This is a genomic window from Sphingopyxis sp. USTB-05, from assembly GCF_023822045.1.
In the GTDB taxonomy this organism is placed as follows: Bacteria; Pseudomonadota; Alphaproteobacteria; order Sphingomonadales; family Sphingomonadaceae; genus Sphingopyxis.
The window spans coordinates 2,007,308-2,020,094 of record NZ_CP084712.1 but is presented as its reverse complement, the minus strand read 5'-3'; the positions used below and the strand labels follow the sequence as shown (position 1 = coordinate 2,020,094).

The 12,787-nt window shown below is 62.6% G+C and carries 12 protein-coding genes; all 12 read left to right on the top strand.

From position 1 onward, the window contains the following. The first annotated feature begins 1 nt into the window (after nt 1). From nuoG to KEC45_RS09065, 12 genes are read left to right on the top strand one after another with little or no spacing between them, the layout of a single operon-like run. Complete coding sequence (gene nuoG, locus KEC45_RS09120) at nt 2-2,014, top strand: NADH-quinone oxidoreductase subunit NuoG (RefSeq protein WP_062180216.1); 2,013 nt, start codon at nt 2-4, stop codon at nt 2,012-2,014. After that, entirely contained in the window at nt 2,011-2,148 is a 138-nt protein-coding gene (locus tag KEC45_RS09115) for a hypothetical protein (protein WP_177175964.1), read from the top strand. The genes nuoG and KEC45_RS09115 overlap by 4 nt, the downstream gene beginning before the upstream one ends. Beyond that, the gene (nuoH, locus tag KEC45_RS09110; protein WP_062180218.1) at nt 2,145-3,188 is read left to right on the top strand and encodes an NADH-quinone oxidoreductase subunit NuoH; all 1,044 of its coding nucleotides are present in this window, start codon (nt 2,145-2,147) and stop codon (nt 3,186-3,188) included. Before KEC45_RS09115 ends, nuoH begins: the two co-directional genes overlap by 4 nt. Beyond that, nucleotides 3,185-3,673, top strand: coding sequence for an NADH-quinone oxidoreductase subunit NuoI (gene nuoI / locus KEC45_RS09105; protein WP_054587889.1), 489 nt, complete (start codon nt 3,185-3,187; stop codon nt 3,671-3,673). The genes nuoH and nuoI overlap by 4 nt, the downstream gene beginning before the upstream one ends. A 12-nt stretch (nt 3,674-3,685) precedes the next feature. Beyond that, complete coding sequence (locus KEC45_RS09100; protein WP_039573819.1) at nt 3,686-4,297, top strand: NADH-quinone oxidoreductase subunit J; 612 nt, start codon at nt 3,686-3,688, stop codon at nt 4,295-4,297. After that, the gene (nuoK, locus tag KEC45_RS09095; RefSeq protein ID WP_003051614.1) at nt 4,294-4,599 is read left to right on the top strand and encodes an NADH-quinone oxidoreductase subunit NuoK; all 306 of its coding nucleotides are present in this window, start codon (nt 4,294-4,296) and stop codon (nt 4,597-4,599) included. The genes KEC45_RS09100 and nuoK overlap by 4 nt, the downstream gene beginning before the upstream one ends. 4 nt (nt 4,600-4,603) lie before the next feature. Continuing rightward, on the top strand, nt 4,604-6,652 hold the full coding sequence (gene nuoL / locus KEC45_RS09090; RefSeq protein ID WP_062180221.1) for an NADH-quinone oxidoreductase subunit L: 2,049 nt from the start codon (nt 4,604-4,606) through the stop codon (nt 6,650-6,652). Continuing rightward, nucleotides 6,649-8,202 carry an NADH-quinone oxidoreductase subunit M gene (locus KEC45_RS09085; protein WP_062180225.1) on the top strand — a complete coding sequence of 518 codons (1,554 nt, stop codon included), beginning with the start codon at nt 6,649-6,651 and terminating at the stop codon, nt 8,200-8,202. Before nuoL ends, KEC45_RS09085 begins: the two co-directional genes overlap by 4 nt. Then, entirely contained in the window at nt 8,199-9,632 is a 1,434-nt protein-coding gene (gene nuoN, locus KEC45_RS09080) for an NADH-quinone oxidoreductase subunit NuoN (RefSeq protein ID WP_062180228.1), read from the top strand. The genes KEC45_RS09085 and nuoN overlap by 4 nt, the downstream gene beginning before the upstream one ends. Beyond that, nucleotides 9,554-10,357, top strand: coding sequence for a biotin--[acetyl-CoA-carboxylase] ligase (locus KEC45_RS09075; protein ID WP_083435763.1), 804 nt, complete (start codon nt 9,554-9,556; stop codon nt 10,355-10,357). The genes nuoN and KEC45_RS09075 overlap by 79 nt, the downstream gene beginning before the upstream one ends. Continuing rightward, nucleotides 10,358-11,143: a type III pantothenate kinase gene (locus KEC45_RS09070; RefSeq protein WP_062180231.1), complete on the top strand. Its 786-nt coding sequence runs from the start codon at nt 10,358-10,360 to the stop codon at nt 11,141-11,143. Continuing rightward, nucleotides 11,140-12,774, top strand: a complete 1,635-nt coding sequence (locus KEC45_RS09065; RefSeq protein WP_062180233.1) for a ribonuclease J — start codon at nt 11,140-11,142, stop codon at nt 12,772-12,774. The genes KEC45_RS09070 and KEC45_RS09065 overlap by 4 nt, the downstream gene beginning before the upstream one ends. Nucleotides 12,775-12,787 lie beyond the last annotated feature (13 nt).

Below are 12,787 nucleotides of genomic sequence, written 5' to 3'. Positions count from 1 at the left end.
GATGCCTAAAGTAACTGTAGATGGCGTAGAACTCGACGTCCCGCAGGGCGCAACCGTTCTGCAGGCGTGTGAGATGGCGGGGAAGGAAATTCCGCGCTTTTGCTACCATGAACGCCTGTCGATCGCTGGTAATTGCCGCATGTGCCTGGTCGAAGTCGCGCCCGGCCCGCCGAAGCCGCAGGCGTCGTGCGCGCTGCCCACTGCCGAGGGGCAGGTGATCAAGACCGACAGCCCGATGGTGAAGAAGGCGCGCGAGGGGGTGATGGAATTCCTCCTCATCAACCATCCGCTCGATTGCCCGATCTGCGATCAGGGCGGCGAATGCGATTTGCAGGACCAGTCGGTCGCTTATGGTCGCGGCGCGACGCGCTATGACGAGAATAAGCGCGCGGTGACCGAGAAATATATGGGTCCGATCGTCAAGACGGTGATGACCCGCTGCATCCAGTGCACGCGCTGCGTCCGCTTTGCGGAGGAAGTCGCGGGCGTGGAAGATGTCGGCGCGATCTATCGCGGCGAGAATATGCAGATCACGTCTTACCTTGAGCGCGCCGTCGGCAGCGAATTGTCGGGCAATATCGTCGATCTCTGCCCGGTCGGTGCGCTGACCAGCAAGCCCTATGCGTTCGAAGCGCGTCCGTGGGAACTGACCAAGACGCTCGGCATCGACATGATGGACGCCGTCGGCACCAATGTTCGCATCGATGCGCGTGGCCGTCAGGTCCTGCGCGTGCTGCCGCGCGTCAACGATGACGTGAACGAGGAATGGGCGAACGACAAGACGCGGCACCATGTCGATGGCTTGACGCGTCGCCGTCTCGACCGGCCTTATGTTCGCAAGGACGGCCAGCTTGTCGAGGCGAGCTGGGCCGAGGCTTTCGAAGCGATCAAGGCGGTGAATGCAGGGTCTTCGGTCGCGGCTGTGGCGGGCGATCTCGCCGATTGCGAAACGATGTTCGCGGCCAAGTCGCTGGTGAATGCGCTGGGCGGCACGCTGCTCGAAGGGCGTCAGACCGGGCTCGACTATGACGTCACCAGCCTGTCGGCGGTCAATTTCAACACCGGCATTGCCGAGGCCGAAAACGCCGACGTCATTCTGCTCGTCGGCACGAACCTGCGCTGGGAAGCGCCGCTGATCAACACGCGCATCCGCAAGGCGGTGTGGAAGAAGGGCGCGAAGGTTTTCGCCATCGGCCCCGAAACCGACCTGACCTACAAGACGCAGTGGCTCGGCGACGACGCTTCGATCGTGGCAAAGCTGCCCGCCGCGGTGCTCGATGCGCTCAAGGGCGCCGAGCGGCCGATGCTGATCTTTGGCGGCGGCGCGCTGTCGGTGCCCGGCGTTCATGGCGCGGGCCTCGCGCTCGCCAAGTCGGTGAATGCGGTCAAGGACGGCTGGAACGGCTATAATGTCGTCCATTTCTCGGCCGCGCGCATGGGCTCGCTGATGCTGGGCTATGGTTTGCCGGGCGGCATCAAGGATGTCATCGCGGCCAAGCCGAAGCTCGCTTTCTTCCTTGGCGCCGACGAAGTCGATTTTGCGGCGCTGCCGGACACGTTCAAAGTCTATGTCGGCCACCATGGCGACAAGGGCGCACATGCCGCCGATGTCATCCTGCCCGCCGCGGCTTGGACCGAAAAGGACTTCACCACGGTCAACACCGAGGGCCGGGTTCAGCGCAGCGAAAAGGCGGTGTTCGCACCAGGCGACGCGCGCGAAGACTGGAGCATCTTCCGGGCGCTCGCCGACGCGCTTGGCGTGTCGGTCGGTTTCGACAGCTTTGCGCAGTGCCGCGCGGCGATGATCGCGGCGGTGCCCGCGCTCGGCGTCGAGGGTCTTGCCGATTATGGCTGGTCGGTGCCGAAGCTGGCTGCAAAGCCCGAGGCGCGCGCGATCCCGTCGCCGATCAAGGATTTCTACCTCACCAACGCCATCTGCCGCGCGTCACCGACGATGCAGCGCTGTTCGGAAGAGCTGGTTCATGGCGTCGATTTTGCGGAGGCCGCGGAATGACCCCGGTACATGCGATAGCCAGCGTGTTGCTGGTCGGGATGGGCTATTCGGTCTGGCGCGGGTTCAATCCGCGCAAGTCGGAGAAGCCCGGGCCGCATAATGGTTGGAAAAACCAGGACGGGGCCAAGAAATGACCGAGACCTTCATCTCCTGGGGCATGGACGCCGATTGGGCATGGGGCGTCGCGACGATTTGCGGCATCCTGCTCATCGCGCTGCCGCTGATGCTCAGCGTCGCGATGATCATTTATGCCGACCGCAAGATCTGGGCGGCGATTGCGCTGCGCCGTGGTCCGAACGTCGTTGGCCCCTTCGGCCTGCTGCAAAGCTTCGCCGACGGTCTGAAAGTGTTCCTGCAGGAAACGATCATTCCGACCTCGGCGAACCGCGGTCTGTTCCTGATCGCGCCGATCATCACCTTCACCGTCGCCTTGATGGCGTGGGCGGTGATCCCGTTCAATTCGGGCGCGGTGCTCGCCGACATCAACGTCGGATTGCTCTACATCCTCGCGATCTCGTCGCTGGGCGTCTATGGCGTGATCCTGTCGGGTTGGGCGTCGAACTCGAAATATCCCTTCTTCTCGGCGATGCGCGCCTCGGCGCAGATGATCAGCTATGAAGTCTCGATCGGGTTCATCCTGATCGGCGTCGTGCTTTTCGCCGACAGCTTCAACATGAACGAGATCGTCAAGGCGCAGCAGGGCCACGGCCTGGGCATCGTCAACGCCTTCGGTTTCAACCTGCTGCTCTTCCCGCTTGCGGTCATGTTCCTGATTTCGTCGCTCGCCGAAACCGCGCGCGCGCCGTTCGATCTGACCGAAGCCGAAAGCGAGCTCGTCGCGGGTTACCAGACCGAATATTCGTCGATGAGCTTCGCGCTCTTCTGGCTCGGCGAATATGCCAACGTCCTGTTGATGTGCACGCTCAACGCGGTGCTGTTCTGGGGCGGCTGGCTGCCCCCGATCGACTGGGCACCGCTCTATGCCGTTCCCGGCATCATCTGGCTGTTCGCGAAGATCCTGTTCTTCTTCTTCGTCTTCAGCTGGGTCAAGGCGACCGTCCCGCGTTATCGCTATGACCAGCTGATGCGGCTGGGTTGGAAAGTGTTCCTGCCGATCTCGCTTCTCTGGATCTTCCTGATCTCCGGCTATCTGATGCTGACGAGGTACTCATGAGTTACGTTGCCCATCTCGTCAAAAGCTTCACTTTGTGGGAGTTCGTGAAGGCGCACGCCCTCACGCTGAAATATTTCTTCAAGCCGAAGGCGACGATCAACTATCCGTTCGAAAAGAACCCGCTGAGCCCGCGTTTCCGCGGCGAGCATGCGCTGCGCCGCTATCCGAACGGTGAGGAACGCTGCATCGCGTGCAAGCTGTGCGAAGCGGTGTGTCCGGCGCAGGCGATCACGATCGAGGCCGAGCCCCGCGACGACGGTTCGCGCCGCACGACGCGCTACGACATCGATATGACCAAATGCATCTATTGCGGCTTCTGTCAGGAAGCATGCCCTGTCGATGCGGTGGTCGAAGGGCCGAACTTCGAATTCGCGACCGAAACGCGCGAAGAACTGCTCTATGACAAGGCCAAACTGCTCGCCAATGGCGACAAATGGGAACGCGCGATCGCGGCGAATCTTGCCGCCGACGCGCCCTATCGGTAAGGGCGCGCGCACATGATCCAACTCTTCGCCTTCTATCTGTTCGCGACCATCGTCATCGCCTCTGCGGCCATGGTGATCTTCGCGCGTAACCCGGTCCACAGCGTCATGTGGCTGATCCTCGCTTTCTTCAACGCGGCGGGGCTGATGCTGCTCGCGGGCGCCGAATTCATCGCGATGCTGCTTGTCATCGTCTATGTCGGCGCGGTCGCGGTGCTGTTCCTGTTCGTCGTGATGATGCTCGACATCGATTTCGCCGAGTTGCGCGCGGGTTTCGTTCGTTATCTGCCGCTGGGCGCGCTCGTCGCGATCATCCTGGCCGCTGAACTGGTGTTCGCGGTCGGCGCCTGGAGCGCCGGCGGTGTCGATCTTGCGGCGCGCGCCGCGCCGGTCGTCAGCGACAAGAGCAATATCCAACAGATCGGTGAGCTTCTCTACACGCGCTACATCTTCCTGTTCGAGGCGGCGGGTATCGTCCTCCTCGTCGCGATGATCGGCGCGATCGTGCTGACGCATCGCCAGCGTGGCGGGGTGCGTACGCAGAATATCTCGAAGCAGAACCAGCGCCGTCCGCAGGATGCGACGCGGCTGGTCGATCCGGGCGTCGGGCAGGGGATGGAACTGTGATTTCGGTCGGCCACTATCTCGCCGTTTCGGCGGTGCTTTTCACGCTCGGCGTGCTCGGCATCTTCATCAACCGCAAGAATATCATCGTCATCCTGATGGCGATCGAGCTCATCCTGCTGGCAGTGAACATCAACCTCGTCGCGTTCAGCGCGGCGCTGGGCGATCTTGTCGGGCAGGTCTTCTCGATGTTCGTGCTGACCGTCGCTGCGGGTGAAGCCGCCATCGGTCTTGCCATTCTCGTTATTTACTTCCGCGGCCGCGGCACCATTGCCGTCGACGATGCCAACCGGATGAAGGGGTAAACCGGTGATTCAGGCGATCGTTTTCCTGCCGCTGCTGGCGGCAATCATCGCAGGCCTCGGCCAGCGCGTGATCGGCAATGTGCCGTCCAAAATCCTGACCACGGGCGCGCTGTTCACTAGCTGCGCGCTGAGCTGGCCGATCTTCCTGTCGTTCGTGACGGGCAGCGGCGAAGCGACGGTAACGCCGGTGCTGCACTGGGTTTCGTCGGGCGCGCTTCAGTTCAACTGGGAGCTGCGCGTCGACACGCTGACCGCAGTGATGCTGGTCGTGATCACGACGGTTTCTGCGCTCGTCCACCTCTATAGCTGGGGCTATATGGAGGAAGACCCGGACCAGCCGCGCTTCTTCGCCTATCTGTCGCTTTTCACCTTCGCGATGCTGATGCTCGTGACCGCGAACAATCTTGTCCAGATGTTCTTCGGCTGGGAAGGCGTCGGCCTCGCGTCCTATCTGCTCATCGGTTTCTGGTATAAAAAGCCGAGCGCCAATGCCGCGGCGATCAAGGCGTTCGTCGTCAACCGCGTCGGCGATCTGGGCTTCATGCTTGGCATCTTCGGCACCTTCCTCGTGTTCGGCACCGTCTCGATCCCCGAGATTCTTGCCGCTGCGCCGGGCATGGCGGGTTCGACGATCAGCTTCATGGGAATGCGTCTCGACACGATGACGATCCTCTGCCTGCTGCTGTTCATCGGCGCGATGGGCAAGTCGGCGCAGCTTGGCCTGCACACCTGGCTTCCCGATGCGATGGAAGGCCCGACCCCGGTGTCGGCGCTGATCCACGCGGCGACGATGGTCACAGCGGGCGTCTTCATGGTCTGCCGCCTGTCGCCGATGTTCGAAACGTCGGACGTCGCGCAGGGCGTCGTGATGTTCGTCGGCGCCGCAACCTGCTTCTTCGCCGCGACCGTCGCGACGACGCAGTGGGACATCAAGCGCGTCATTGCCTATTCGACCTGTTCGCAGCTTGGCTACATGTTCTTCGCAGCGGGCGCGGGCGCCTATGGCGCGGCGATGTTCCACCTGTTCACGCACGCTTTCTTCAAGGCTTTGCTGTTCCTTGGTGCCGGTTCGGTCATCCATGCGATGCATCATGAACAGGACATGCGTTATTATGGCGCGCTGCGGAAACAGATCCCGCTTACCTATTGGGCGATGATGCTCGGTACGCTGGCGATCACCGGCGTCGGCATCGCGGGCGTCGCGGGCTTTGCCGGCTTCTATTCGAAGGACGGCATTCTCGAGGCCGCTTATGCGAGTGGCGGCGGCGGGGTCATCGCTTTCTGGGTCGGCATTTTCGTGGCCTTCCTCACCAGCTTCTATTCGTGGCGCCTCGTCTTCCTGACCTTCTATGGCAAGGCGCGCTGGGAACAGAGCGAGCATATCCAGCACGCGGTTCATGACGATCACGGCCACGGCCACGACGATCATGCGCATGCGGCGCACGACGATCACCACCATCACGGCGCGCACAGCGACGGCACCGCGGGCTATCACCCGCATGAAAGCCCGATCACGATGCTGATCCCGCTGGTCGTGCTGTCGATCGGTGCGGTGTTCGCGGGCATCGCGTTCCACCACCAGTTCATCTATCCCGAAGAGGGCATGGCGTTCTGGAAGGGCAGCCTCGCGTTCGACGAACATCTCATGCACGCCGCGCACGAAGTGCCTTTGTGGGTGAAATGGACGCCGTTCACGGTGATGGCGATCGGCCTGTTCCTTGCGTGGAACAGCTATATCCGCAACACCACGCTGCCGGCGCGCTTCGTGGCGCAGTTCAAGCTGCTCCACCAGTTCCTGTACAACAAATGGTATTTCGACGAGCTCTACAACTTCCTCTTCGTGAAGCCCGCCTTCGCGATCGGCCGCTTCTTCTGGAAGCGCGGGGATGAAGGCACCATCGACCGCTTTGGTCCCGATGGCGCCGCGGCGCTCGTCGCTGGGGGGACCCGTCTCGCGGTCCGACTGCAATCGGGTTATGTTTATGGATATGCGTTTGTGATGCTGCTCGGTCTTGTCGGCCTCGCTAGCTGGGCCATGGTGAATTTCCTGTGAGCGGCTTTCCGATCCTTTCGCTGATGCTGGCGGTCCCCGCGATCGCCGCCATCGCTTGCCTGTTCGTCGGCGACAAGATGTCGCGCTTTGTCGCGCTGGGCGCGACGCTTGCGACTTTCGTCCTCGGCTGCATCATGTGGGCACAGTTCGACATTGGCGGTGCGCAGTGGCAGTTCACCGAGCGCGCCGACCTGTTCGGGCGTTTCCAATATGCCCTCGGTATCGACGGTATGGCGCTGATGCTGATCATGCTCAGCGTTTTCCTGATGCCGCTTTGCATTCTGGCGAGCTGGGACGCGATCAAACAGCGCGTCGGCCTCTACATGGCGATGTTCCTCGTCATGGAAACAATCATGATCGGCGTGTTCTGCGCGCAAGATCTGCTGCTGTTCTACATCTTCTTCGAAGCCGGCCTGATCCCGATGTATTTCATCATCGGCATCTGGGGCGGCGCGAACCGCATCTATGCGGCGTTCAAATTCTTCCTCTACACGCTGCTCGGATCGGTGCTGATGCTGATCGCGATCATTGCGATGATCCACGAAGCGGGCACGACCGACATTCCGACGCTGCTGAACTATGACTTCCCGGTTCAGATGCAGACGTGGCTGTGGCTCGCCTTCTTCGCCAGCCTTGCGGTCAAGATGCCGATGTGGCCCGTCCACACCTGGCTTCCCGACGCGCACGTGCAGGCGCCGACCGCGGGTTCGATGATCCTGGCGGGCGTGCTGCTGAAGCTCGGTTCCTACGGCTTCCTTCGCTTCATGATGCCGATGTTCCCCGACGCGTCGGCGCAGCTGATGTGGATCGTGTTTGGCCTGTCGATGATCGCGGTGGTGTACACCAGCCTCGTCGCGCTGGTGCAGAGCGACATGAAGAAGCTGATCGCTTATTCGTCGGTCGCGCATATGGCGATCGTCACCGCGGGTCTCTTTGCCTTCAACCAGCAGGGGATCGAAGGCGCGCTGATCATCATGCTCAGCCATGGTGTCGTCTCGGCCGCGCTCTTCTTCTGCGTCGGCGTGATCTATGACCGACTCCACACGCGCGAAATCGACCGTTACGGCGGCCTTGCCGTGAACATGCCGGCTTATGCGCTGTTCTTCATGCTGTTCACCATGGCGTCGATCGGGCTTCCGGGGACCAGCGGCTTCGTCGGCGAATTCCTGAGCCTTGCGGGCATCTATGAAGCCTCGAGCTGGGTCGCCTTCGTGTGCACCACCGGCATCATCCTCGGTGCCGCGTACATGCTTTATCTCTACCGCCGCGTCGTGTTCGGCGAACTGACCAAGGACGATGTGAAGGCAATGCCTGACCTCAACGCACGCGAATGGACGATCATGGTGCCGCTGGCCGCCGTGGCGCTGTGGATGGGCGTCTATCCCGAAAGCTTCCTCGCGCCGATGCGCGGCGATGTGACCACCGTCGTTGCGCGCTTGGCTCCTGCCAAGCCCGCGGGCGATGCGCACCTTGCCGCCGGCAAGCCGAAAGCTGCCAAACCGCACGGTGAACCGGCCCACGGATCGAGCCATGCAGGAGGCGTCAAATGACCGCCGACCTGATGCTCATCTGGCCCGAACTGATCCTGACGATCGGCGGGCTCATCACCCTGATGCTCGGCACCTTCTTCGGTGACCGCAATGTCGGCCTCTATCAACTCAGCTCGCTGCTGACGCTCGCCGCCGCCGCGGCAGCGGTCGTCGCGTTGTTCGGTGTCGATGCGACGGTCTTCTCGGGTACGCTGTCGGTCGACAGCTTCGGCGGTTTTGCCAAGCTTTTGATCTATTCCGCGAGCTTCGTCTGTATCGTCATCGCGCCGCGCTTTTTCAACGGCGGGATGCGCGCCGAATATCCGACGCTTATCCTGTTCGCGGCGCTCGGCATGGGCATCATGGCCTCGTCGCGCGACCTGATGACGCTCTATGTCGGGCTCGAGCTCAACAGCCTTGCGGCCTATGTGCTCGCTAGCTTCATGCGCACCGATGAACGGTCGAGCGAAGCCGGCCTCAAATATTTCGTCCTCGGCGCGCTTGCGTCGGGCATGCTGCTCTATGGCATCTCGCTGCTGTACGGCTTCACCGGCACCACCGATTTCGCGGGCATCGCGAAGGTGCTCGGCGGTGAGCTCAACATCGGCCTGATCTTCGGCATCGTCTTCGTTCTTGCGGGCCTCGGCTTCAAGATCAGCGCCGTGCCGTTCCATATGTGGACCCCCGACGTCTATGAAGGCGCGCCGACCCCGGTGACGACCTTCTTCGCCACCGCGCCCAAGGTCGCGGCGATGGCGTTGATGACGCGCGTCGTGATCGACGCGATGGGCCCCGCGGTCGGTGCGTGGCAACAGATCATCATCTTCCTGTCGCTCGCCTCGATCATCCTTGGCGCGGTCGGTGCGATCGGGCAGAAGAATATCAAGCGCCTGCTGGCCTATTCGTCGATCAACAATGTCGGCTTCATGCTCGTCGGACTCGCCGCCGGAACGCAGCAGGGGGTCGAGGGCGTGCTGACCTATCTGCTCGTATATATGCTGACCACGCTTGGTGCGTTCCTGGTCGTGATCCAGCTTCGCGACGCCGATGGCAATCAGGTCGAGAGCATTCCCGCGCTCGCCGGTCTGTCGCAGCGTCGTCCGGGTCTGGCCGCGGCGATGGCGGTGTTCCTGTTCAGCCTTGCCGGCATTCCGCCGCTCTTTGGCTTTTGGCCGAAATATCTGGTGTTCGAGGCCGCGGTGAACGCGAACCTCGTACCGCTGGCGGTGGCGGGTATCGTCGCTTCGGTGATCGGCGCATTCTATTATATCGCGATCATCAAGACGATGTACTTCGATGACAAGTCGGACACCGAATTCCCCAAGGGCGGCGGTGCGATCGTCGAGGACGCGGTGATCACCGCGAGCGCGCTGTGGCTGTCGGTCATCGGCTATCTCTTCATTCCCGTGCTGGCGGTCCTTTCGGCCAGCGCCGCTGCGGTGCTGTTCTGATACCGCCTATCGAGCGGATCGCGCAGACAGGTTCGACCAACGCCGACCTGCTGGCGCGGCTGGCAGGCGGTGAGCATGTCGGGGAAGGCCATTGGCTTGTCGCCGACCGCCAGACCGCTGGGCGTGGCCGCCTCGGGCGCGGCTGGAACGACGGGCAGGGCAATTTCATGGGCTCGACCGTCGTTCATCTGACGATCGGCGATCCGTCGGCGGCGACGCTCGCCCTCGTTGCCGGGGTTGCGCTTGCGAAGACCGTCGCCGCGCTCGCCCCGCATGTCGGCGCGCAGCTCAAATGGCCCAACGACCTGTTGATCGATGGCGCGAAATGCGCCGGCATATTGATGGAACGCACCGGCAATTCGGTGGTCATCGGCATTGGCGTCAATCTGACTGCCGCGCCCGAACTGCCCGATCGCCCGACGGCGACGCTCGCGGGCAAGGGCGTCTCGCTCGACCGCGACCATTTCGCCGGGGCGCTTGGTATCGCGATGATCGACGCGCTGTGGACCTGGCGCCAGGAAGGCGTCGCGAGCATCGTTCGCGCATGGATCCCGCAGGCGCATCCGATCGGTACGCCGCTTCGCGTGTCCGAACAGGGCATCGACGGCTTCTTCGACGGACTTGCCGAGGATGGCGCGCTGCGCTTGCGCCTGGGCGGCGGCGAGACCATGCTGGTCCATGCGGGCGACGTCGAACTGCGCCGCCCGGTCGAGGAGAGGAAATAGATGCTGCTCGCGATCGATGTCGGCAACACCAACGCAAAATTCGCGCTGTTCCGCGGCACCGAACTGCTGGCGCGCTGGCGTATCGCAACCGATGATCGCCGGACTGCCGATGAATATATGGTCTGGCTCGACCAGCTTATGCGGATCGAGGGGCATGACCGCGCCGATGTCGAGGCGGTGATCATCTCGACCGTCGTGCCGCGTGCGCTCCACAATCTGCAGTTGCTCGCGGTCAAATATTTCGGCGTCGATGCGCTCGTCGCGGGCCGCGAACCCGTGACCTGGGGCATCGCGCTGAAAGTCGACGAACCCCAGTCGGTCGGCGCCGATCGTGCGGTCAACGCGATCTCGGCGCAGGCGGTAGAGCCGAACAAGGACAAGCTGGTCATCAGCTTTGGTACCGCAACGACGCTCGATCATATCGGCCCCGACGGCGCCTATCTGGGCGGCATCATCGCGCCCGGCGTCAATCTGTCGCTGGAGGCGCTGGTCGCCGCCGCGGCGAAACTGCCGCGCATCGCGATCGAAGCCCCGGCAACGACCAGTGTTATCGGGCGCACTACCGAAAGCCAGATGCTGATCGGCGTCTATTGGGGCTATGTCTCGATGATGGAAGGGCTGATCGCACGCATGAAGGCCGAAATCGGCAAGCCGCTTACCGTGATCGCGACGGGTGGTCTCGCGACATTATTTCAGGAACAGGGGCACCTGTTCGATCGTATCGAACCCGACCTGACGCTTAACGGGCTGATGCACCTCTATCATCAATGGAAGCCAATAATATGACGACTCCGGGCAAGGAGCTGCTTTTTCTCGCATTGGGAGGGTCGGGCGAGATCGGCATGAACGCCAATCTTTATGGCTGCGACGGCAAATGGATCATGGCCGACCTTGGCGTGACCTTTGGCAGCCACGATTATCCGGGCATCGACATCGTCATGCCCGACCTTGAATTCATCGAGGATCGCAAGAAGGACCTGCTCGGCATCGTACTGACGCATGGTCACGAGGATCATATCGGCGCGATTCCCTATCTCGCCGCCGACCTTGGCGTACCGCTCTACGCCAATCGTTTCACCGCGGGTCTGATCGCGCACAAGCTCGCCGAAGAAGGTCTTGAAAAAGAGGTCGATCTTCGGACCGTCGACATTGACGACAGTTTTCAGCTCGGGCCGTTCGGTATCCGCCTGATCCCGCTTGCGCACTCGATCCTCGAAATGAGCGCGGTGGTGATCGACACGCCCTATGGCCGCGTGTTCCACACCGGTGACTGGAAACTCGACGAGGAGCCGGTCCTTGGCGTTCCCGCCACCGCCGCGGCGCTGACCAAGGTCGGCGACGAAGGCGTCGACGTCCTCGTCTGCGATTCGACCAATGCCTTCAACGCCGACGCTTCGGGGAGCGAAGGGGGGCTTCGCAAGGGTCTGGAACAGGCGGTCGGCGCGGCCAAAGGCCGGGTGGTCGTTACCACTTTCGCTTCCAACGCGGCGCGGCTCGCGACGTTGGGCGCGGTTGCGAAGGCGACGGGGCGCACGCTTTGCGTTGCGGGTCGTTCGCTCGACCGCATTCTGGGCGTCGCCCGCTCGGTCGGTTACCTCAAGGATTTCCCGCCCACCGTCGATTTCGACGAGGCGATGCGGCTGCCGCGCGACAAGGTGATGGTGATCGCGACGGGCGGGCAGGGCGAACCGCGGGCCGCGCTGGCGCGTATGGCCGCCGACATTCATCAGATCAAGCTCGAGGCGGGCGACACCGTCGTCTTCTCGTCGAAGCAGATTCCCGGCAACGAGGTCGCGATCGGGCGGATCATGAACCAGCTCGCCGCCAAGGATGTGCTGACGGTCACCGAGAAGCAGGCACATATCCACGTCAGCGGCCATCCGGGTCAGCCCGAGCTTGCCGCGCTGTACGGCTGGCTGCGCCCGAAGCTGGTCGTGCCGGTGCATGGCGAGATCCGGCATATGCACGAACAGGCGCGTTTCGCGCTCGAAACTGGGGTTCCCGGAGCCTTGATACAGGAAAATGGCGATCTGGTGCATTTGGCACCTGGGCCGGCAAAGATCGTAGAGCGCGTGCGCGCGGGACGGTTGATCCTCGACGGCGACGTCATCCTGCCAGCCGATGGCGAGACGATCAACGAGCGGCGCAAGCTTTCGCTCAACGGCCATATCACCGTCGCCGCGATCTTCTCGGACAAGCGCTTTGTCGAAAGCGCGATCAGCTATCGCGGCGTGCCCGTGGAGGACGAGCGCGAAGCCTTTATCGACGAAATGCGCGAAGCTGCCGAACAGGCCGCGACCGGCCCAGCGCGCGACGAAGACAAGCTGCGTGAGGCGATCCGGCTCGGCGTGCGGCGTGTCGCGACCGACTGGACAGGCAAGAAGCCCGTCGTCGATGTCATGCTCGTCGACATTTGAACGGACCTGCAAC

Coding starts and splice junctions, on each gene's coding strand:
- nuoG (WP_062180216.1), top strand. CDS start 2: ATGCCTAAAGTAACTGTAGATGGCGTAGAACTCGACGTCCCGCAGGGC.
- KEC45_RS09115 (WP_177175964.1), top strand. CDS start 2,011: ATGACCCCGGTACATGCGATAGCCAGCGTGTTGCTGGTCGGGATGGGC.
- nuoH (WP_062180218.1), top strand. CDS start 2,145: ATGACCGAGACCTTCATCTCCTGGGGCATGGACGCCGATTGGGCATGG.
- nuoI (WP_054587889.1), top strand. CDS start 3,185: ATGAGTTACGTTGCCCATCTCGTCAAAAGCTTCACTTTGTGGGAGTTC.
- KEC45_RS09100 (WP_039573819.1), top strand. CDS start 3,686: ATGATCCAACTCTTCGCCTTCTATCTGTTCGCGACCATCGTCATCGCC.
- nuoN (WP_062180228.1), top strand. CDS start 8,199: ATGACCGCCGACCTGATGCTCATCTGGCCCGAACTGATCCTGACGATC.
- KEC45_RS09070 (WP_062180231.1), top strand. CDS start 10,358: ATGCTGCTCGCGATCGATGTCGGCAACACCAACGCAAAATTCGCGCTG.
- KEC45_RS09065 (WP_062180233.1), top strand. CDS start 11,140: ATGACGACTCCGGGCAAGGAGCTGCTTTTTCTCGCATTGGGAGGGTCG.